The sequence below is a fragment of the Amycolatopsis silviterrae genome (genome assembly GCF_042684085.1).
GTDB classification, from domain to species: domain Bacteria; phylum Actinomycetota; class Actinomycetes; order Mycobacteriales; family Pseudonocardiaceae; genus Amycolatopsis; species Amycolatopsis silviterrae.
Genome location: NZ_JBHUKS010000035.1, coordinates 311,939 through 332,526, shown reverse-complemented (window position 1 = coordinate 332,526; position 20,588 = coordinate 311,939). Strand labels below are relative to the sequence as shown.

The 20,588-nt window shown below is 71.5% G+C and carries 19 protein-coding genes; 6 read left to right on the top strand and 13 right to left on the bottom strand.

What is annotated here, in order from left to right:
* The first annotated feature begins 2 nt into the window (after positions 1-2).
* The gene (locus tag ACFSVL_RS42300) at positions 3-863 is read left to right on the top strand and encodes a MaoC/PaaZ C-terminal domain-containing protein (RefSeq protein ID WP_378313054.1); all 861 of its coding nucleotides are present in this window, start codon (positions 3-5) and stop codon (positions 861-863) included.
* A 27-nt stretch (positions 864-890) separates the two neighbouring features.
* Entirely contained in the window at positions 891-1,358 is a 468-nt protein-coding gene (locus ACFSVL_RS42295; RefSeq protein ID WP_378313053.1) for a riboflavin kinase, read from the top strand.
* 1 nt (position 1,359) lies between these two features.
* Here ACFSVL_RS42295 and ACFSVL_RS42290 read toward each other — a convergent pair whose 3' ends face one another.
* From ACFSVL_RS42290 to ACFSVL_RS42265, 6 genes are all read right to left on the bottom strand, one after another.
* Positions 1,360-1,917 (bottom strand): DUF5134 domain-containing protein, encoded by a 558-nt coding sequence (locus ACFSVL_RS42290; protein ID WP_378313051.1) that lies wholly within the window; start codon positions 1,915-1,917, stop codon positions 1,360-1,362.
* Between the two features lie 328 nt (positions 1,918-2,245).
* The gene (locus ACFSVL_RS42285; RefSeq protein WP_378313049.1) at positions 2,246-3,415 is read right to left on the bottom strand and encodes a lipid-transfer protein; all 1,170 of its coding nucleotides are present in this window, start codon (positions 3,413-3,415) and stop codon (positions 2,246-2,248) included.
* Positions 3,412-3,810, bottom strand: a complete 399-nt coding sequence (locus tag ACFSVL_RS42280; RefSeq protein ID WP_378313047.1) for a MaoC family dehydratase — start codon at positions 3,808-3,810, stop codon at positions 3,412-3,414. The genes ACFSVL_RS42285 and ACFSVL_RS42280 overlap by 4 nt, the downstream gene beginning before the upstream one ends.
* Entirely contained in the window at positions 3,807-4,715 is a 909-nt protein-coding gene (locus tag ACFSVL_RS42275; RefSeq protein ID WP_378313045.1) for a bifunctional MaoC family dehydratase N-terminal/OB-fold nucleic acid binding domain-containing protein, read from the bottom strand. The genes ACFSVL_RS42280 and ACFSVL_RS42275 overlap by 4 nt, the downstream gene beginning before the upstream one ends.
* Positions 4,712-5,884 (bottom strand): acyl-CoA dehydrogenase family protein, encoded by a 1,173-nt coding sequence (locus ACFSVL_RS42270; protein WP_378313220.1) that lies wholly within the window; start codon positions 5,882-5,884, stop codon positions 4,712-4,714. The genes ACFSVL_RS42275 and ACFSVL_RS42270 overlap by 4 nt, the downstream gene beginning before the upstream one ends.
* A gap of 2 nt (positions 5,885-5,886) precedes the next feature.
* Complete coding sequence (locus ACFSVL_RS42265) at positions 5,887-6,954, bottom strand: acyl-CoA dehydrogenase family protein (protein ID WP_378313043.1); 1,068 nt, start codon at positions 6,952-6,954, stop codon at positions 5,887-5,889.
* A 127-nt stretch (positions 6,955-7,081) separates the two neighbouring features.
* Here ACFSVL_RS42265 and ACFSVL_RS42260 point away from each other — a divergent pair, with 127 nt between their 5' ends.
* Complete coding sequence (locus ACFSVL_RS42260) at positions 7,082-8,008, top strand: alpha/beta fold hydrolase (protein WP_378313041.1); 927 nt, start codon at positions 7,082-7,084, stop codon at positions 8,006-8,008.
* 27 nt (positions 8,009-8,035) lie between these two features.
* On the opposite strand, the gene ACFSVL_RS42255 is transcribed toward ACFSVL_RS42260, so the two are convergent.
* On the bottom strand, positions 8,036-8,581 hold the full coding sequence (locus ACFSVL_RS42255) for a Uma2 family endonuclease (RefSeq protein WP_378313218.1): 546 nt from the start codon (positions 8,579-8,581) through the stop codon (positions 8,036-8,038).
* A gap of 491 nt (positions 8,582-9,072) precedes the next feature.
* On the opposite strand from ACFSVL_RS42255, the gene ACFSVL_RS42250 reads away from it, so the two are divergent.
* The gene (locus ACFSVL_RS42250; protein ID WP_378313039.1) at positions 9,073-10,704 is read left to right on the top strand and encodes a TIGR04141 family sporadically distributed protein; all 1,632 of its coding nucleotides are present in this window, start codon (positions 9,073-9,075) and stop codon (positions 10,702-10,704) included.
* Here ACFSVL_RS42250 and ACFSVL_RS42245 read toward each other — a convergent pair.
* On the bottom strand, positions 10,701-12,095 hold the full coding sequence (locus tag ACFSVL_RS42245) for a WS/DGAT/MGAT family O-acyltransferase (protein ID WP_378313037.1): 1,395 nt from the start codon (positions 12,093-12,095) through the stop codon (positions 10,701-10,703). The two genes, ACFSVL_RS42250 and ACFSVL_RS42245, sit on opposite strands and share 4 nt — an antisense overlap.
* Positions 12,096-12,154: 59 nt before the next feature.
* Here ACFSVL_RS42245 and ACFSVL_RS42240 point away from each other — a divergent pair, with 59 nt between their 5' ends.
* The gene (locus ACFSVL_RS42240) at positions 12,155-13,393 is read left to right on the top strand and encodes an alpha/beta hydrolase fold domain-containing protein (RefSeq protein ID WP_378313035.1); all 1,239 of its coding nucleotides are present in this window, start codon (positions 12,155-12,157) and stop codon (positions 13,391-13,393) included.
* Here ACFSVL_RS42240 and folE read toward each other — a convergent pair.
* Positions 13,357-13,953, bottom strand: coding sequence for a GTP cyclohydrolase I FolE (gene folE, locus ACFSVL_RS42235; RefSeq protein WP_378313034.1), 597 nt, complete (start codon positions 13,951-13,953; stop codon positions 13,357-13,359). The two genes, ACFSVL_RS42240 and folE, sit on opposite strands and share 37 nt — an antisense overlap.
* Before the next feature lie 140 nt (positions 13,954-14,093).
* On the opposite strand from folE, the gene ACFSVL_RS42230 reads away from it, so the two are divergent.
* Positions 14,094-14,804, top strand: a complete 711-nt coding sequence (locus ACFSVL_RS42230) for a helix-turn-helix transcriptional regulator (protein ID WP_378313032.1) — start codon at positions 14,094-14,096, stop codon at positions 14,802-14,804.
* 129 nt (positions 14,805-14,933) lie between these two features.
* Here ACFSVL_RS42230 and ACFSVL_RS42225 read toward each other — a convergent pair whose 3' ends face one another.
* From ACFSVL_RS42225 to ACFSVL_RS42210, 4 genes are all read right to left on the bottom strand, one after another.
* On the bottom strand, positions 14,934-15,479 hold the full coding sequence (locus tag ACFSVL_RS42225) for a TetR/AcrR family transcriptional regulator (RefSeq protein WP_378313030.1): 546 nt from the start codon (positions 15,477-15,479) through the stop codon (positions 14,934-14,936).
* 1 nt (position 15,480) lies between these two features.
* Entirely contained in the window at positions 15,481-16,302 is an 822-nt protein-coding gene (locus ACFSVL_RS42220) for an SDR family NAD(P)-dependent oxidoreductase (RefSeq protein ID WP_378313028.1), read from the bottom strand.
* A gap of 221 nt (positions 16,303-16,523) precedes the next feature.
* Entirely contained in the window at positions 16,524-17,678 is a 1,155-nt protein-coding gene (locus tag ACFSVL_RS42215) for an SWIM zinc finger family protein (RefSeq protein WP_378313026.1), read from the bottom strand.
* Entirely contained in the window at positions 17,678-20,413 is a 2,736-nt protein-coding gene (locus tag ACFSVL_RS42210; protein ID WP_378313024.1) for a DEAD/DEAH box helicase, read from the bottom strand. Before ACFSVL_RS42210 ends, ACFSVL_RS42215 begins: the two co-directional genes overlap by 1 nt.
* Positions 20,414-20,588: the final 175 nt, after the last annotated feature.

Below are 20,588 nucleotides of genomic sequence, written 5' to 3'. Positions count from 1 at the left end.
CCGTGCCCATCGACCCCGCAGCCGCGATCGGAGCCGATCTCGGCGAGGTCGCCTTCGCCTGGACGCCGTCCGACGTGCTGCTGTACCACCTTGCCGTGGGCGCGGGCGCGGATCCGGTGGCCGAGCGCGAGCTGCGCTACACCTACGAGCGCGACCTGCGCGTGCTGCCGACCTTCGCCACCGTCGCGGCCAACCTGCGCACCTTCGAGCCGCCCGCGCTGAAGTTCCCCGGCGTTGACGTCGACCTGGCGAAAGTGCTGCACGGCAAGCAGGAGATCGAACTGCACCGGCCGATCCCGGTCGAGGGCAAGGCGGTCGCGCGCACCCGGATCGCCGACGTCTTCGACAAGGGCAAGGCCGCCGTGCTGGTGCAGGAGACCGAGGTCGCCGACGAGTCCGGGGCTCCACTGTGGACAGCCCGGTCCAGCATCTTCGCCCGCGGCGAGGGCGGCTTCGGCGGCGAACGCGGGCCGTCGGACAAGATCGAGTGGCCGGACCGCGAACCGGACGAAGTGCTCGACGTGCCGACGCTGCCCCAGCAGGCGCTTTTGTACCGGCTGTGCGGCGACCGCAACCCGCTGCACGCCGATCCGGCGTTCGCCAAGGCGGCCGGCTTCGACCGGCCGATCCTGCACGGGCTGTGCACGTACGGCGTGGTCGCGAAGGCCGTGGTCGACGCGTTCCTCGACGGCGATCCCGAGCGTGTCTCGGCATTCGGGACGAAGTTCGCCGGCGTCATCTTCCCCGGCGAAAACCTGCGCGTGCGCGTGTGGCGCGAAGACGGCCGTCTGCTGGTCACGACCACCGCGCCGGAGCGGGACGACGCCCCTGTGCTGGCCGACACAGTGCTCCGGCCCCGCTGACCTTCAGGACCGTTATACGGTTGTCCCATGGCGGACGAGCGAGACGGCACCTTCTTCGTGGTGCGCGGGCCAGTCGAGCCGGGCGACAAGCGCGGCCGCGAGCTGGGCTTCCCCACCGCGAACATCGCGCTGCGCGACCAGCGCGGCGAACTGGGCGACGGGGTGTGGGCCGGCTGGGTCGAGCGGGCGGACGGCACGCGTGTGGCCGCCGCGGTGTCGGTGGGCCGCCGCCCGACCTACTACGGGGCCGACGGCTACCGGCTGGTCGAGGCCTTCCTGCTCGACTTCGAGGGCGACCTGTACGGCGAACGCCTCACCGTCTGGCTCGGCAAGCACCTGCGGGAACAGCAGGGGTTCGGCTCCGCGCAGGAGCTGATCGACGCGCTGGGCCGCGACGTCGCCGCCGCGCGCGAATGGGTCGCCGCGCACCCCTCGGACGCCTTGCCGGAGCTGGCCGAACTCCCGCCGGACGGCGAAGTCCAGCGGCTGGGCTGAGTCAGACCGCCGCGAGCAGCATGACTCCCATGCCCGCGCCCATCGCGGCGCGGCAGAGGGTGCGCGAGGCGTGCCCCGGCACCGTGGTGCCGCGCGAGCGCATCGCTACCACGCCCGAGCGGACCGCGTCCACCGCGAAGTAGGCCGCCCCGGCGATCGCGACCACCGGCCATGCCAGCCGGGCGTCCATTGTGGACATGTTGAGCCACGGCCCGTGCACCATTCCGCCGTGCGGCATCGCGGTGACCATGTACAGCATCGCCGCCGCCGACAGCGCGTGGTGCGCGCAGCCGTGTCCCTCGGCGCGGCCGCGCCAGGCGGAGTAAGCGAACCAGCCCGCGGTCAGCACCAGCACCGCCTGCCAGCCCGCGGCCGGGATCGGGCCGCCGACCGGCGACAGCATCGCGACCATCGCCACCACGAGCAGCAGTTCGGCGAGGTCGCCGTTGCGCACCCGGTGGCCGAGGCTGACGTAGTCGAGCTTCACCAGCCGCAGCACGCACGGCAGCGCCAGCAACGCGAACAGCGCGGTGAACAGCCAGGCCAGCGGGACAGTCACCTCGGCACCTCACTCATCCGGACACGCTGCGTCACACGGCCTTACTACCGTGACACGCGCGAGCCGGGAGGCACCAGCCAGCAATGAGGTGATCCGCGTTGACCCACAAGGGCTATGCGCGGGCCGACAAGCTCCAGTCGTGAGTGCCTGAGCCGGTTCTAACCCAATGCCGCGTGGCTTAAGCCGGCGCTGACGGTGCCGGGGGCGGGTTTGCGGTCCGTGAGGGGAACCCTGAGGGAATCAGATTCCCTCAGGGTTCCCCTCACGGACGTGAAGATGCGGTCAGGCGAGCATCAATCCGGCGTTGGGTTCTAACCGGGATAAACACTCACGACCCCGTCAACACCAGCCCACTAGTCGGAACCCCCGTCCCCGCCGTCACCACCGCCGTGCCCGCGCCGGCGACCTGGTTCGCCGCCGTCCCGCGCAGCTGCCGGACCGCCTCCGCGATGCCGTTCATGCCGTGGATGTACGCCTCGCCGAGCTGGCCGCCGTGCGGGTTGAGCGGCAGCTTCCCGCCGAGGGTCAGCGTGTCGCCCGCGATGAAGTCCTTCGCCTCGCCGCGCCCGCAGAAGCCCAGTTCCTCCAGCTGCATCAGCACATACGGGGTGAAGTGGTCATACAGCACCGCGACGTCCACATCGGACGGTCCGATCCCGGACTGCGCCCACAGCTGCCGCCCGACCACGCCCATTTCCGGCAGCGCGGCGAGATCGTCGCGGTAGTAGCTGGTCATCACGTACTGATCGGGCCCGCTGCCCTGCGCCGCCGCCGAGACCACCACCGGCGGCTGCCGCAGGTCGCGCGCGCGTTCGAGGCTGGTGATCACCAGCGCGACCCCGCCGTCGCTTTCCTGGCAGCAATCGAGCAGGTGCAAGGGTTCCGCGACCCAGCGCGAGGCCTGGTGCTCCTCCAGCGTGATCGGCCTGCCGTGGAACCACGCGTTCGGGTTGGTCGCCGCGTGCGCCCGGTCGATGACCGCGATCTTGCCGAAATCCTCGCTGGTGGCCCCGTATTCGTGCAGGTACCGCTGCGCGACCATGGCCACCGTCGCGGCCGGGGTCGCGATGCCCATCGGGTAGTGGAACGCATTGTCCACTCCGGACGTGTTCACCTGCTGCGCCGCCGCCGGCGACACTCGCCCGAACCGCATCCCGGAGCGCTCGTTGAACGCCCGGTACGCCACCACGACATCGGCGATGCCGCTGGATACCGCCATGGCCGCCTGCTGCACGGTCGCCGCCGCCGCGCCGCCGCCGTAATGCACGCGGCTGAAGAAGGTCAGCTCCGGGATGCCCAGTTCGCGGGCGAGCGCGATTTCCGCGTTGCCGTCCATCGTGAACGACACCATGCCGTCCACATCGGACGGAGTCAGCCCGGCGTCCGCCAGCGCGTGGCTCACGCATTCGGCCGCCAGCCGCAGCTCGCTGCGCCCGGAGTCCTTGGAGAACTCCGTCGCGCCGATCCCTGCGATGGCGGTGGTTCCGGTGAACGTCATGCGTCCTCCTCCGGCAGCGTCAGCGAAACCGTGCCGGTCACGTGCGCACCCAGACTGTCCATAGCGGACACTTCCAGCTCGACGTCATTGCCGTCGCGGGCGATGACCCGGCCGGAGAAGGTGAGCGTGTCCCCGGCGTAGCACGGCACGCCGAGCCGGATCTTGATCGAGCGCACGAGCGCCTGCGGTCCTGCCCAGTCGCTCACATACCGCTGCACAAGCCCGGTGTCGGTAAGAATGTTGAGGAAAATGTCCTTCGAACCGCGCGCGACCGCGGCGTCCCGGTCGTGGTGCACGTCCTGGAAATCCCGCGTCGCCAGCGCGGTGCTGATCACGAACGTCGGCGACGCTTCGAGCACCATCGGCGGCAGTTCGGTTCCGACTGCGGCAGTCATCGCGCCACCTTCCACGCGGGCAGGGTCAGTTCGTCGTCGACGCGCACGAACGCGGCGGTCACCGGAAGTCCGATGTGGACCTCGGCCGGGTCGGCGTCCAGCAGTTCGGCCATCACCCGCACGCCTTCCTCCAGTTCCACCAGCGCGACCACGAACGGCAGCCGCTTGCCCGGCACCGCCGGATGGTGGTGCACGACGAAGCTGTAGACCGTCCCGCGCCCGCTGGCGACGACGTAGTCCGGCACCGTGTCGAGCGATCCGTCCGGCGGCATCGGGCCGGGCGGATGCCGCAGCACCTCGCCCCAGCGCTGGATGCGCAGTTCGCCTTCGCGCAAGCCTTCCCAGAAGAACGCGGTGTCGTGGCTGATCACCGGCCGCAGCACCGGCGACGGCGGCGGTTCCGGTTCGCGCGGCCGGAACTTCAGCACGCGGAACACCATGTCCGCCACCAGTTCCCCGTCGACGTACCAATTCGTCCGGGTGGTCACGAACCAGCCTTCGCCGAGCCCGGTGCGCTTCGGGCCGGTGACGTCTTCTAGGACGTTCGTGGTCGAAACGTGTTCGCCGGGCCGCAGGTAGCGGTGGTAAGTCTGCTCGGAGTTGGTGGCCACAATGGACGTGAACCCGGCGTCGTCGAGCACCTTGAGGATCAAGCCGAGCGGGTCGTCGTCCCCGCGCACGCCGTGCAGCCCCGGCATGGTCCACACCTGCGCCATCGCCGGCGGCGCGACAAGTCCCTTGTGGACACTCGACTCGGCGAACTCCGCGTCGGTGTAGACCGGGTTGGCGTCGCCGATCGCCTCGACCCAGTTGTGCACCATCGCCTGGTTCACCGGATCGCGCGCGTACCTCGGCGCACTTTCGCCCTGTGCGGCGATTTTCGCGGCGGCTTCCTCGATCGTCATCGCGGCACCCTCGGCAGTTTCAGTCCGGCGGAGGCGATCAGTTCGCGCTGAATCTCGCTGACGCCTCCGCCGAACGTCAGCACCAGGTTCCGTTTAGCCAGCACGTCGAGCCATTCGGCGAGTTCCGCGGTGTCCGGGTCGGCGAGGTCGCCGTGCCGCCCGACCAGTTCCTCCAGCAGCCGCCCGATCCGCTGGATGCGCTCCGAGGAGAACACCTTGGTCGCCGAGGCGTCGGCGATCTCGACCGACCCGTGTGCCGCGGCCGCCGCGACCTGCCAGTTCAGCAGTTCGTTGACCCGCGCGACCGCGAACGTCTCGGCCAGCACCGCGCGCACGTCCGGAAGGTCGAGCAGCGGCGTGCCGTCCGGGGTCCGGCGCGCCGCCGCCCACGCCCACACGCGGTCGTGCAGGCCGCCGATGCGCCCGGCCGGGCCGAGCATCACGCGCTCGTGGTTGAGCTGCGTCGTGATCAGCCGCCAGCCCCGGTTTTCCTCGCCCACCAGCATGTTCGCCGGCACCCGGACGTCCTCGTAGAAGGTCGCGTTGACGTGGTGCGCGCCGTCGCAGGTGATGATCGGCGTCCACGAATAGCCGGGGTCGCGGGTGTCGACGATGAGGATCGAGATGCCCTTGTGCTTGGGCGCGTCCGGATCGGTGCGCACGGCGAGCCAGACGTAGTCCGCGTCGTGGCCGCCGGTGGTGAAGATTTTCTGTCCGTTGATCACGTAATCGTCGCCGTCGCGGACCGCGCGCGTGCGCAGCGAGGCGAGATCCGTCCCGGCCTCCGGCTCGGTGTACCCGATGGCGAAGTGCACTTCCCCGGCCAGAATCTTCGGCAGGAAAAGGGCTTTCTGTTCCTCCGTACCGAAAGCTTGCAGCGTCGGCCCGACTGTCTGCAGCGTCACCGACGGCAGCTGGACGTCCGCGCGGGCGGCTTCGTCCACGAAGATGTGCTGCTCGATCTCGCCGAAACCGCCGCCGCCGTACTCCTTGGGCCAGCCGACGCCGAGCTTGCCGTCGCGGCCCATCCGCCGCACGACGTCGCGGTACACCTGCCCGTGCCGCTCCCGCAGCAGCGCCCGGCGCTCGTCGGCCGTCAGCAGGCCCGCGAAGTACTCGCGCAGCTGCGCCCGCAGTTCCTGCTGCGCGGCCGTCAGTTCGATGTGCATGCTCATCCCGCCACTCGTTCGCCCAGCTTGCCGAGCCGGTGCGCCGCTCCCCCGACCGCGCGGCCGAGATCCTTCATCGCCGACGAGTACCGGTGCAGCGGATAGGTGCGGTCCACGCCGACCCCGCCGTGCAGGTGATGACAGATCGCCAGCGCGGACGGTGCTTCCTCGGTCAGCCAGTACGCGGCGATGTCCAGCTCGGTGTCCGCGTCCAATCCGGACGCCAGCCGCCACACCGCCGACTGCGCGGCCAGGTGCACCGTGCGGGAAGCGACGTAAACGTCCGCGATCTGCTGTGCCACCGCTTGGAAAGTCGCAAGTGGACGGCCGAATTGCTCGCGCTCGCCGACGTGCTTGGCCGTCAAAGCCAGCGCACCGGCGAGCAGTCCGTCGCCGAGCGCGAGCGCACCCGCCAAGGCGAAGCGGTGCAAGGTCTGCAACGCATGCCCAGGCGTGCGGTCACGCAGGAAATCGGCCTCGCTCACCCGCGCGCCGTCGAACCGCACGGTGTACTCCGGCGTCCCGGTCGCGTTGTACGCGGGCAGCACCTCGACTCCGTCGGCATGCGGATCCACCAACGCGACGCCGGTACCGCCCGGCAACGCGATGGGCGTGAGAATCCGTGCTGCCTCGGCCGCGTACGGCACGTGCGTCTTGACGCCGGTCACCGCCCACGCGCCGTCCGCCGCCGCACCGCTGGTCCCGGGGATGGAGGTCAGCGGTGCGGACGGCTCGTGCAAGGCCGCAGTGAGAATGGTCTCCCCCGCCGCTGCGGGCGGGAGGAATTCGGCGCGCTGCGCCGGGGTGCCAAGCGCTTCGATCGGCAGGATGCCGAGCGCCAGCACGGCGTACGCGGGCACCGCCGCCGCGGCCCGGCCCACCTCGGTGAGCACCGGGGCGACGTGGTCGACGCCGAGCCCGTCCCCGTCGAGGTCGGCGGGCAACGGCAGCGCGAGCAGGCCCGCGCCGGCCAGCGCTCGCCACTGGTCCGCGGGCTCGTCGGCCTTCCCGAGCACTTGCGCGGCGAGCGAGGCGATCTCGCCCTGCGTATCGTCGGGGGTGAAGTCCACTCCGGTCTCCCTCCACCTAGGTGGAACACGTTCTATTTTTAGCCGGAATGGGCTGGCTCGGCAACCCCCGGCTTCGGGGCCCGGGCTGTGGATCGACCGGGCGAGCGAAGAGGGGCGGCACGCCGACGTGGGTGCGGAACAAGTTCTCAAATCAGCGCTGGGCGACGTCGGCTGGCAGGCCACGCGCAAGCTCGCGACCATCCCGTCCACCGCGGGCGTCCCCGATCCGAAGCCGCTGCCGCTGCCCGGACGCGGCCAAACCGTCGTGGTCGACGTCGGCCCGCGGCACGCGCCCGCGGTGCTCCTGCTGCACTCGGTCGCCTGCACCGGCTTGCTCACCTGGTACCCCGCGCTGGAGCGGCTGTCGAAGAACCACCGGGTCGTCGTGTTCGACCAGCGCTGGCACGGCCAGGGCATCCGCTCGCACGAGTTCAGCCTCGAAGACTGCGCGGACGACGTGGTGGCGGTCGCGGACGCGCTCGGCATCGGCGAGTTCATGGTCGCGGGCTACTCGATGGGCGGCATGGTCGGCCAGCTGGCCGCGCACCGCTTCCCGGACCGCGTCACCGGCCTGGTGCTGTGCTCGACGGCGAGCAACTTCCGCCGCGGCCTCCGGCAACGCGTGGCACTCGACCTGTTCGGCCGCACCCTGCACCTGCTGCGCGACCAGGCCCGCATCGGCCTCGTCCCCGGCGAACCCCGCCGCGAACGCCTCGCCCGGCTGGAGGATCACCGGTGGGCGCTGGAGGAATTCCGCTCCACGAGCCCGTGGGCGATCGCGGTGGCGCTGGACGAGATCGGCCGCTTCGACTCGACGCCGTGGCTGCACACGCTCGACCTGCCCGCCGCGGTGGTGGTGACTTCACGGGACGGGTTCATCGCGCCGGCGCATCAGCGGAGCCTGGCGCGGCGGATTCCGGGGGCGGCGACGTATGAGATCCCGGCTGGGCATACGGCGTGTGTTTTCGCGGCGGATCAGTTCGTGGCGGCGTTGATGGCGGCGTGTACGTCGGTGCAGGCGGCCGGGCAAGTGCGGGTAGCGGATTCGGCGTAGGGGGTGTCGTGAGTGGCGATCCCGGTTCTAACCGTGATTGCCACTCACGAGGTCCGCGGGCCGCAACTCCAGCCGATACGGCTCCTCCAGCCGCACCACGTCGTCCCCAGTCGCCTCGCCGTCCAGCACGTACTCGCCCTCGGCCAGGCGGAAGCAGCTCAGCGTCGGCTCGTTCGGCTCGATCACCCAGTAGTACGGGCAGCCCGCGAGCGCGAGCCGGGCCGGCTTGAGGAAGCGGTCGATGTGCCTGCTCGACGGCGAGACCACCTCGACCGCCAGCACCGGGACGCCGACCAGCGCGCGTTCGGTGAACGTCTCGCGGCGGCCGACCACGACGTCCGGGATCATCACGGTGAACTCGTCGAGCACCACGTCCACCGGCGCGGGCAGGACCTCGCAGTCGGCAGGGCACACCGGGGTGAGCGCGGCGAGAAGGCGCGCGACCACCCGCTGGTGCAGCGGACGCGGGGACGGGCTCACCAGAAGCGTCCCGTCCACCAGTTCGTACCGGCGGCGTTCATCCGAGATCGTCTCCAGGTCCCGACGGGTGAGACGGTCGCCGTGCGCGAACATCGGGACTGTCATCATGCTGCCCCCGCAGGCGGGCCGACCGGAAACGACTCGGCCAGGGTAGTCGGGCACGCGCGGCAGCGCGAACCGTGCCGCGGCGGGCGGGCGACCCGGCTAGCCCATTCGCCGAGGTGTTCGTCCGGCAAATCGCTCACCGTGCGTCACCGAAATGCGAATACACCGCCCCGGACAGCCCATTCCTGCCCGGCGAACAGGTTCTTCCGAGAAGGCCGGACGATTTATCCAAACCGCCATTCCGTGTCCAGTAAACGGCCATCACCAGCTCACTGAACCGTTGCCCAGCCTCGGCAAACCCACTTAGACGCATCCCGAAAGGAAACCCTATCATCGGCCGGTACCGCGTCCCGTGAATGGGTGATTCAGCGGGATTTCACCATTCCGCACGCCATTCGCGCTCCGTGATTAACCGGCCGGACCGCCGCGCGGCCTAGGCTGAACGGACGTCCTGGAATTCCGTCCTCCCGGTGGTGGTCATGCCTGCCCCCAGCCGTCCGGCGTCCCTGTTCCGCCTCGACGGTTCCGCGGCGGAAACCGACCTGCTGACCCCGCTCTCCCCCGAGCAGATCAGCGCCGACCGCCCGGTCGACCTGCCCGGCACGCGCGCCCGGCTGGTCGCGGGCGCGTTCCGCACCGAGGCCCCGCAATGGCTGCAGCACGCCGAAGCGCTCGGCGGCGGCCCGCTGGACCTGCCTTCGACACTGCCGTTCGCCGTGCTGCTCGTGCCGCGTCCGCCGTGGACCTACGCGGTCACCTGGGGCGCGGGACATCTCGTGCTCAACGACGAACACGTCGAGCAGGGTTTCGGACTGCGCTTCGGCATCCGCCGGCTCGACCCGTTCGACCTCGGGCTGGTCGCGAGCGCCGCGCTGGACGTTTCCGCGCGCGCCACGCAGATCTCCATCCCCGGCGGCGGCGAACTGTCCGCGTTCCGGCTCGAACCGTACGGCGATCTCGTGCACCGGCTGGCCGGTTCGGCGGATCTCACCGACCTCACCTACGGCCGGGTGACCGGCAAGCGCTACCGCATCCGCGTCGGCACCTCGCTGTGGGCACCGCTGGCCAAGGATCCCGAAGCCTTCCTGGCCGATCTCGACGCGGTCGGCGCCGTAGTCAACGAGCCGGACGCGGATTCCGCGCTGCGCTTCATCGCCCAGACCCGCCCGATGGACCGCCACCATCCGCTTGTCCCCGAGCTGGAACGGCAACTCGCCGAAGCACTCGGCGGCAGCGACGCGCTCGGCCTGGCCTGGCCGTCGAGCGCCGCGAACGACGCGGAGAACGCCGGCTCGTTCCGCATCACCGGCCTCGGCCCCGGCGGCCCGATCCACGTCCCCGGCCGCCTCGAACTCGACCACCTCACCACCCGTCTCGGCGGAATTCCCGTTGCGCGACGGCTGAAAGCGCTGCGCGCGGGCCGCATCACGACCTGCGCCGACGAAGCGGGCACAGAACCCACCGGCGCGCCGCTGCCCGCCGCTCGCTGGCTGGTGTCCGAGACGACCGTCGAGCACACCCGGTACGTCTTCCATCAGTCCCGCTGGTACCGGATCGGCGAGACCTACGTCGCGCAGATGCGGGACCAGGTGCGCGATCTGCTGGCGCGCAAGCACCTCTGGCCGGACCTCGCCTGGAAGCCGAGCGGCCGGCCCGACGACGAACACCGGTACTGCCGGCAGGTCGCCGCCCTTGAGCCCGGGTACCTGTGCCTGGACAAGGATTTCGCCAGCACTCCCCTGCACCCGCGGTTCGAGCTGTGCGATCTGCTCGGCCCCGGCGACGAGCTGATCCACGTCAAATGGCTGGGCCGCGCCACCGCCGCCAGCCACCTCTACACCCAGGCCCTCGTATCCGCCGAGGCTCTGCACGACGAGCCGGACGCGTTGGCACAGCTGGCCGACAAGGTGTCCACATTGGACCCTGGCCGGATGCTGGGCGGGGCACCGGACACGGTCGTGCTCGCTGCTGCCGGGCGTTCGTGGAATGTGGACGAGCTGTTCACGCTCTCGCAGGTCGCCCTGCTGCGTCTGGACCGAGCGGTGCGCAGCCTGCGCGCGACGCTGAAGTTCGCCGATATCCCTTACACCGCGAAGAAACGCAGCCGTTAAACCGGCGCAGCCTTGCTCAGCTCGTCCAACGCCTCCGGCAACGCGTCCGCCAACGGCCACAGGTCCTTCACCAATTCCTTGGCCCCCAACAACCCGACGCCGACCTTGCCGTCATTCGACAGCACCGTGACGTTGAGCCCGGCCCCGTGGAACACCGGCCCCAGCGGGTACAGGCCGGTGATCCGCGCACCCAGCAGGTACAGCGGCATCGGCGGACCGGGGACGTTGGAGATGATCAGGTTGTGCACCACCGGATGCCGTTCGGCCAGCCGCAGCGCCGAGTACGCGCGCACGCCCAGTCCGAACACCGTCGCCGGGGAGAACTGGGCCCAGTCGGCGAGCATGTCGGCGTCGATGTCGTAATGGTGGTCCTTCGCCCGCCGGTTCGCCTCGGCCAGGAAGAACACCCGCGCCGCCGGATCGGGCAGATGCGTTGGCAGCGAAGCGAAAAAGGCCGACACGCGGTTGCTGCCGTGGTCGCGTTCCGTGCGTTCGTGCACCGACACCGGGACCGTCGCCACCAGCGGATCCCCGGGCAGTTCGCCGCGGCCGAGCAGGAATTGCCGCAGCGCGCCGGAAACCAGCGCCAGCACCACGTCGTTCACGGTGACCCCGAAGGCGTCCTTGACCTGTTTCACCGCGTCGAGGTCCAGCTGCGCGAACGCGACCGAACGATGTCCGGTGATGGTGCCGTTCAGCGAGGTCCGCGGCGCGGTGAACGGCACCGGCATGCCCTTGCCGCGCAACGCTTTCCCCGCCCACTTCGGCACCAGCCCGAGCAGCTCCGGCAGCAGCCGGGCGATCTCGAACGGCCGGTGCAGCAGCGCGTCGGCGCTCTCGCGCAGCAGCCGCAGCCGGGTGGGCAGGCCGTCGTTGTGCTGCTCGCCGTCGGGCAACTCGGGCAGCGGGGCGTCGGGTTCGAGCCCGGCGAGGTAGCCGATCAGGCTCGCCCCGCCGACGCCGTCGACGCTCGCGTGGTGCATTTTCAGCAGCACCGCGAGCCGCCCGCCGGACAATCCTTCGATGACGTAGCACTGCCACAGCGGATGCGCGCGGTCGAGCCGCTGCCCGGCGATGTGCGCGCACAGCTCGGCCAGCTCCCGGTCGTCGCCCGGCGCGGGAAGGCCGATCCGGTGCACGTGGTTGTCGAGGTCGAAATCCTCGTCCTCGACCCACACCGGATGGTTCAGGTTCCAGAGTGGATTGTGGAGTTTGCGGCGGAACGCCGGGATCACCGCGACCCGTTCGGCCAGCCTCCGCTTGAACTCGGGGAACGTGTAGCCGCCCGGCATGGTCGAGCCGTCCAGCGTCAGCAGGCCGCAGACGTGCAGGACCTGCGAGGGCGTCTCCAGGTAGAGGAAGCTCGCGTCCAGCCCGCTCAGTCGCTGCATGCCTGCCAGCGTAAGGCAGAACCCCGGCCGGGGCTCTCGGCGGAGGTAGCATCGGGAAGGTGAAACCGGACTTCGTGACCCGCCGCGCGGCGCAGCTCGGCCTCGCCGCTCTCGCGCTGCGCCCGCCGAAACCGCGGCCCACCTCGGTGCCGGTGTTCTTCGCCGGCTGGCTCACCGGCGAACTCGCGCCGCACCTGCTCGCGCTCACCGCGGCCGACACCGTGCAGCACCTCGCGCGCCACGGGTTGCGCCGCCGCAGCGATCGCGCAGGGCTGGCTTTGGCAACCCTGTCCGCGGCCGGTTTCGCGTCGCTCATCGCGACCTCGCAGAAGGCCCGCAACGAGGTCGAGTCCGCGCTCACCGAAGCACTCGGCGAGGACTACCCGGCCCAGCTCGCGAACCCGTCGGACTTCTCGACGCCGTGGGGACGGCTGCTGATGCCGTTCCGGATGCACGAACCGGACGTCGTGCGCGACCGGAATGTCGCGTACGCCCCGGGCGGCAAACGCTTCCTCCTGGACGTCTATCGGCCGCGCGAAACGGTCCGCGACGCGCCGGTGCTGCTGCAGATCCACGGCGGCGCGTGGACGATCGGCAACAAGGAACAGCAGGGCCTGCCGCTGATGCGCCACCTCGCCCGCCGCGGCTGGGTCTGCGTCGCGATCAACTACCCGCTCTCCCCCGCCTCGCGCTGGCCCGCGCACATCGTGGCGGCCAAGCAAGCGCTCGCCTGGATCCGCGAGCACGTCGCGGAGTACGGCGGCGATCCGCGCTTCGTCGCGGTCACCGGCGGTTCGGCAGGCGGGCATCTGGCCGCGCTGCTCGCGCTGAGCCAGAACGACCCGGCGCTGCAGCCGGGGTTCGAGGAGGCGGACACGAGCGTGCAGGCCTGCGTGCCGCACTACGGCGTGTACGACATCGCCGCGTCCACCGGCGAGGAGGAAAGCCGGTACCGCCTGGAAAGCCTGATGGCGCGGCGGGTGTTCGCCCCGGAGCACCGGATGGACGACTACCTCGCGGCGTCCCCGATGGACCGGGTCGCCGAGGACGCGCCGCCGTTCTTCGTGATCCACGGCCGCCACGATTCGCTGGTGCCGGTCGCGGAGGCGCGGGAGTTCGTCTCCCGCCTGCGTGCCAAATCGGCCAACCCGGTGGCGTACGCGGAACTCGCCGGCGCACAGCACGCGTTCGACGTCTTCCCGTCAATCCGCAGCACGCACGTGGTGCGCGGCGTCGAGCATTTTCTCGACTGGGCGCACGCTCAGGCGTTGACCCCGGTCAGCGAGAAGAACTCCTGACGCGACCGGGCGTCCTCGCGGAGCGTGCCCATCAGGGTGGACGTGACCGTGGAGGAACCGGTCGCCTGGACGCCGCGCAGCGTCATGCAGGTGTGCTCGGCCTCGATCACCACGCCGACGCCCTTCGGCGAAAGCTGGTCGCCGAGCCAGCCCGCGATCTGCTTCGTCAGCCGCTCCTGCACCTGCGGACGGCACGCGAAATGCTCGACCACCCGCGCGAGCTTCGACAGCCCGAGGATCCGGTCGCCCGGCAGGTACCCGACGTGCGCGACCCCGATGAAGGGCAGCAGGTGGTGCTCGCAGACCGACCGCACCGGGATGTCGCGGGCCAGCACCAGCTCGTCGTAGCCCTCGTCGTTGGGGAAGGTCGTGAGGTCGAACGCGCGGGGCGTGAACAGTTCGGCGTACGCGCGGGCCATCCGGCCGGGAGTGCCGCGCAGGCTCTCCGAATCGAGGCTGATGCCGAGCGCGCGCAGGAAGTCCCCCGCCGCGCTTTCGGCCGCGGCCAGGTCGAAGCCGGGGACGGGCTCGTGGACGACGCGGAGGGCGGTTCCGGACATGGGCGATCCTCGGGCTTCCGGGCTGACAGGACGGGTTTCGCCTATAAATCTTGGTCTTATCGCCCGGCGGAGTCAATGTGACCAGGTGAACAAGCCGGGTAGCGGGTTCGGAGAACCTCGCTGGGCGTTATCGTGGAGGTGTGACGAGTGACCTGGCGACTATCCGCGCGGTAGCGGCGCTGGACGAGGACCTGCGCCGGGGGATGTACGCCTTCATCCGCGGCGCCGGCCGCCCGGTGACGCGCGAGGAGGCCGCCGCGGCGGTCGGCATCTCGCGCAAGCTGGCGGCGTTCCACCTGGACAAACTCGTGACGGCCGGCCTGCTGCGCGCCCGCTACGAGACCGTCGGCGGAGTCCGCAAGGTGGGCCGCGCCCCGAAGGTCTACGAGCCCGCCGCGACCGATTTCGCGATCACCATCCCGCCCCGGCACCCGGACGTCCTGGCCGCGATCCTGGTCGACGCGGTCGCCTCGGCGGCCCCCGGGGAACCGGCCCGCGACGCCGCCCTGCGCGAGGCCGGACGGCACGGCGCCGCGGCCGGCGAAGCCGAACGCGAACGCTCCCGCCCGGGCCGCCTGGGCACGGAACGCGGGCTGACGCTGACCGGCACGGTGCTCGCCCGGCACGGCTTCGAGCCGAACCGCGAGACGCCGGTGTGCCTGCGCCTGCGCAACTGCCCGTTCCAGCCGCTGGCCGGCCGCGCGCCGGACCTGGTGTGCGGGATGACGGACCGGTTCCTGACCGGGGTGGTGGAAGGACTGCAGGTGCCCGGGGTGTCGACGGCTCGGGTCTCGCCGCGCGACGGGGGTTGTTGCATCGAGTTGCGGGGGACGGAGCCTTCTGGCGGGTGAGCGGGGCTTCGAGCCTGCCCTGGTTCACCGCAGGGTTCAGCAGGCCGACTCAGCTTCGACGAGCGCAGACCAAGCACGGTCTCCTTCTCCACAGCGAGCGCATCCCGGGGATCCTCGCTGTCGGACAGCCTAAAGCGACACCGCGCGCAGCACCCGCGCCACATGAGCAGCAGGCCACTCCGCCGTAAACGGCCGCGTACGCAACAGCCACCGATGAAAAACCGGCCCCAGCAACAGTTCCGCACCATCCTCCGCGGACTCGACACCGGCCCGGGCCAGGCGGTCGGCGATCGCGCGCAACTGCGGGCCCAGCAGCCGATCCAAGACCTCAGCACCGACGGCCAGGTCGGTCTGCAATTCGGCGGTCACCGCGCGGAGCAGGCGGTCGGTCGCCGGGTCGGTCAGCTCGGCGATCATCCCGGCGACCAAGGTTTCCAGGTCCGCGCGCAGGTCGCCGGTGTCCGGGACGGCGACCTCGCCGGAAGCGTCCAGGCTTTGCTCCAGCAGCGCGTCCAGCAGTACCTCGGCGGGCGACGACCACGTCCGGTACAGCGTTTGCTTCCCGGCGCCCGCGCGGGCCGCGATGCCCTCCATGCTCAGGCCGCCGAAACCGGCCTCGGCGGCCAGCGAGAGCACCGCGGCGTGGACGCGGGCCCGGGTGCTGGCGCGCGCCATGTCAGATCTCCGCGTCGGCGAAACGCTTGTCCTGCCGGTAATCCGTCAGCCGGCCGGCCAGTGCGGTCGCGACCATCGCGGGGGCGTCGTCGCCGGCCAGCACCCGGAGCCGCCGGTCGTCCGGGTCGTTGACGTGCCGCAGGATCTCGGCGGCGATCTCCGCGGGCGGCGTGCCCCCGCCGGTGCCGCTGGTCGCCCACGGCACGGCCGTGGTGCCGAACATCCGCTCGCGCAGCCCGTCGTAGGCCGGGTCCGGGGCGGCGAACCGCATGCTGCCGGTCGCCCATTCGGTGTCCATCCCGCCGGGCTCGACGATGCTCACCCGCACGCCGAACTCCGCGACCTCCTGCGCGATCGCCTCGCTCATCCCTTCCAGCCCCCATTTGCTCGCGCTGTACAGGCCGAATCCCGGCACCGAACCGGCCCCGCCGACCGACGAGACCTGCACGACGTGCCCCGACCGCTGTCCGCGCAGCACCGGCAGCGCCGCCTGGGTCAGCCACAACGCGCCGAGCAGATTCGTCTCCAGGATGTCCCGCGCCTCGTCCTCGCTCGCTTCCTCGGCCATGCCGACCAGCCCGTACCCGGCGTTGTTCACCACGACGTCCAGCCGGCCGAACTCGGCCACCGCCCGGCCGACGGCTTCCCGCGCGGCGGCCCGGTCCCGCACGTCGAGCACGTGTTCCACGACGTTCCGGTGCTCCGGCGCGCTCCCCGGCGCGCGGACCGTCGCCAGCACCCGGTCGCCCGCTTCCGCGGCGGCCAGCGCCAGCGTCCGGCCCAGCCCGCGACCGGTCCCGGTGATCACCCATGTTCTCGTCATGCCGCCGACGGTAGCACGAAACGAGACGGACCGTCTCGTTTCGCTCGCGTGAGTCAGCCCTCCGTCAGGCAGGCTGTCCCGTTCGCCCGCACGACTCAACCCTCCGCCGGGCAGGCCGTCCCGCTCGCCCGCACGACTCAGCCCTCCACCGGACACGCCGCCCCGCTCGCCCGCACGACTCAGCCCTCCACCGGACACGCCGCCCCGCTCGCTCGCACGACTCAGCTCTCCGCGGGGTAGGCGAGATCGACCGGCTGCTCGGCCGACGGCCCGTCCGGCCACCACTGGCCCGCGACGCGCACGAACCGGTACCACCGGCTGTCCCGTCCGTACCGGAGCTGGACCGCCCCGGCCGTCACCCGGTTACGCCACACCTTCACCTCCCCCGGCAACTCCGCCAGCTCCGCGCGGGCCGCCGCCAGCGGCCCGGGGCTGGGACTCCACACATCCCGCAACGCCGACAGTCCGTTCCGCCCCGCTTCCCGCCAAGCCTGCGCGGACACGATCAGCTCCGACGGCGCGACCCCGGCAGCCTCGGCCAGCCCGAAAACATCCGCGCCCGGCCGGGCCGCGCGACGGGCCAGGTCCTCGGCAAAAGTCAAGTCCGCCAAGGCATCCCGGGTGTGCAGCAGGCCGAACGCGAGCGAGGCGGCGTCGGCGGCCAGCGCGGTGAGCGCCGCGGACGTCAGGCCGGTGCGGGCGGGCGGATCGAGGTCGAGCACGGCGGGCGGGCCGGGTTCGCCGGGGAGCGCGGGCAACGGCGGCAGCGGCGCGATCCGGCGCGAGTACGCCTTTTTCGGCGTCAGCCCGACGTCCGGAGCGCGAGCCGGCCGCACCGCGCTGGGGGCGCGCAATTCGCGCAACCGGGCCAAAACCTCGTCCCGGCCCCGGCCGCGCAGGGTGAACAGCACGAACGGATCGGCGTCCACCTCGTCGGCGACCAGGTAGTACACCGCCGCCACGTGTTTGCACGGATTCGCGCTGTCCGGACAGGAACAGCGCGGCCGCAGATCGCCGGGGCCGGGCAGCAGGTCGGCACCGGCCTCGCGGGACTGGACGGCCAGCTCCTCCGGCAGTTCTCCGTCGAGCAGGGCGGCGGCGTGCCCGAGCCGGCGGCCGGCGACGTCGAGCAGCGTGTCCCATTCCTCCGCGCTGAACTCGCGCATCCGGATGGCGACGCGGTACGGGTCCGGCCTGCTTCCCCGCACCCACGCGGTGATCTCGCCCGCGCTGATCGCCAGCCCGTCCACGACGCCCTTGCGCGCGTACGTCCGCCCGCGCGGCAGCCGGTTCGGGTCCAGCTTCGCGCGCTGCTCCAGCGCCTCCACCCACGCCCGGCCCCACCATCGCCTGCCGAACGTGCGCCGCGGCGGCATCAGCCGCTCCCGAGCCGGACGAGATCGGCGAGCTGGTCGTCGGACAGCTCGGTGATCCAGTCCTCCCCAGCGCCGACGACCGCGTCGGCCAGCCCGCGCTTGGTCTCCAGCACCGCGGCGACGCGCTCCTCCAGCGTGCCCTCCGCGATGAGCCGGTGGACCTGCACCGGCCGGTCCTGGCCGATCCGGTACGCGCGGTCGGTCGCCTGGTCCTCCACCGCCGGGTTCCACCAGCGGTCGTAGTGGATCACGTGCGTGGCCTGGGTGAGGTTGAGCCCGACGCCGCCCGCCTTGAGCGACAACAGGAACACCGGCGTCTCGCCGGACTGGAACGCGGCCACCATCTCGTCGCGCCGCTTCGGCCCGACCTCGCCGGACAGCAGCGCGGTGGGCAGCCCGCGCTCGGCGAGCCGCCGCTCCAGCAGCCGGCACAGCCGCACGTACTGGCTGAACACCAGCACGCTCTCGCCCTCGTCGAGGATGACGTCCAGCAGCTCCTCGAACGCGGCGAGCTTGCCCGACCGGCCGGTGAGCGCGCCGGAGCTTTCCTTGAGGTAGTGCGCCGGATGGTTGCAGATCTGCTTGAGCTCGGTGAGCAGCTTCAGCACCTGGCCGCGCCGCTGCACGCCCTGCGCCTCCCGGATCTGCGCCAGGTTTTCCCGCACCACCGCCTCGTACAGCGTGGTCTGCTCGGCGGTGAGCGGAACGTACCGGTCGGTCTCAGTCTTGCGTGGCAGTTCCGGCGCGATGTCCGGGTCGGTTTTGCGGCGGCGCAGCAGAAACGGCCGGACCGTCGCGGCCAGCCTTCCGGTGACCGTCTCGTCCCGGTCCCGTTCGATCGGCCGCGCGACGGTGCGCCGGAACTTCTCCAGCGGCCCGAGCAGCCCCGGCGTGGTCCAGTCGAGCAGCGACCACAGTTCGGTGAGCCGGTTCTCCACCGGGGTTCCGGTGAGCGCCACCCGCGCCGCCGCGGGCACCTGCCGCAGCTCTTTCGCCGTGGCGGACAACGGGTTCTTCACGTGCTGCGCCTCGTCCGCCGCGACCATGCCCCAGTCCACTTCGGACAGCAGCTCGCGGTCGCGGCGCAGCACGCCGTACGTGGCGAGCACGACCTCGTCCGGGGCCAGGTCGTCGAGATGCCGTCCGCCGCCGTGGAACCGGCGCACCGGAACGCCGGGCGCGAACTTGCCGAACTCGCGTTCCCAGTTGCCCAGCAGCGACGTGGGGCACAGCACCAGCGTCGGCCCGGCGGCCAGCGCGCGGCGGTGCAGGTGCAGTGCGATGAGCTGGATTGTCTTGCCCAGCCCCATATCGTCGGCAAGGCACGCGCCGAGGCCGAGATCGGTCATCGCGACCAGCCAGCCCAGCCCCGCCCGCTGGTACGGCCGGAGCGTGGCGGTGAGCCCGTCCGGTTCCTCGACGGGCGCGGGATCTCGATCGCGCAGCCGGGCGGCGAGCCCGGACAACGCGGGCTGCGGGGCGAACTCGACCCGTTCGCCGTCCACTTCCAGCTCGCCGGTGAGCGCCGCGGCGAGCGCTTCGGCTCCGGTGAGCCGCGACCGTTTGGCCCGCATTCGCGCCAGCAGCGCGGGATCGAGCTGCACCCACTGTCCGCGCAGCCGGACAAGCGGGCGTTTGGCTTCGGCGAGCGCCGCCACCTCCTCGTCGGTGAGGTCGCTGCCGCCGAGACTGAGCCGCCAGCGGAATTCCAGCAGGCCGTTGAGCGGGAACGCCGGACCGGATTCGCTCGCCGGCGCCTGCGTGACGCTCGCTTTCGCGCGGACCTCCCCGGCGAAAAGATCCTTGGGCCACAACACTTCGATGCCCGCGCCGCCCAGGTCGCGGGCCCCGGTGCCGAGCAGGTCGACCACCTCGTCGTCGGACAGCGGGAGCGTGGTGGGAGCCGGTTCGGACAGGACCCGGCTCAGCGGCGGCCAGGCCCGCGCGCCCCGGCGCAGGCCAAGCAGGAGCTGGGTTTCCACTTGGTCGCCGAGGCGGTGCAGGACCGCTTCGGGGGCGTCCCAGAGCGTGGCGGCTTCGACGATCAGGCTCGGTTCGAGGGTGGACCGGACCGCCAGGACTCCGGCGAATTCCTCGTCGGTCGCTTCGATCCGCAGCAGCAGCTGCGCGCCGTCCGGGCGGCGCGCCTCCAGTTCGGTGAGCCAGGCCGCCCCGTCCGGATCCAGCAGGGTGGGCTGCGCTTCGGCGAACGCGGCCCCGCCGGACCCGACCGCCGCCGCCGGACTGCGCACCAGCACATCCGCCGCCGCGTCCCACACCGCGCGAACCAGGGATTCCGGTGAGTGCAACCGGATCCGCTTCACTCCGGACAACGGCAGCGCGTGCGCTTCGGGCGGCAGGGCCGCGGCGAGCCCGCGCAGGAGTTCTTCGTCGGCCGCGTCCAAGGGGCCGACCCGCCAGGTGCCCAGGCCGCTCGGCGTGGACGCCGGGCGCAACCGCCCGCGCGCCACCAGGTTCACCCCGGCGTTGACGACCGCCGACCACGCGGCCAGGGCCGGGCTGGTTTCGTCCGGCACGACGAGCAGCCGCGGGATGGCGTCCGCCAGCGGCACGAGCCGGGCGACCACCTCGGTGCGGGCGAACTTCCCGCCGCCGGGCAGGACGAGCTGGATCGGGGTGTCCCCCTCGATCTCGTCGCCCCACAACGCCAGCACTCCCTCACGCGGGGGATCCGAGGGGAGGTAGGTGGCCTGGGTGGTCTGGTCGAACTCCACCCCCGCACCGTAACGCCCGGGTCCGACAATTCCCCGGGCGCGGGAGCCGGAAGGCCCGTGCGGAAACCTCGGGAGGCTCTGATTCCCTCCTGCCAGGAACTCAAGGCGACGTTGCGGGTGCGGCGTGTTCGCCCAGACGGAAGCGGCCGGCGGACCGGGTTGGCTTGCTTCGGGG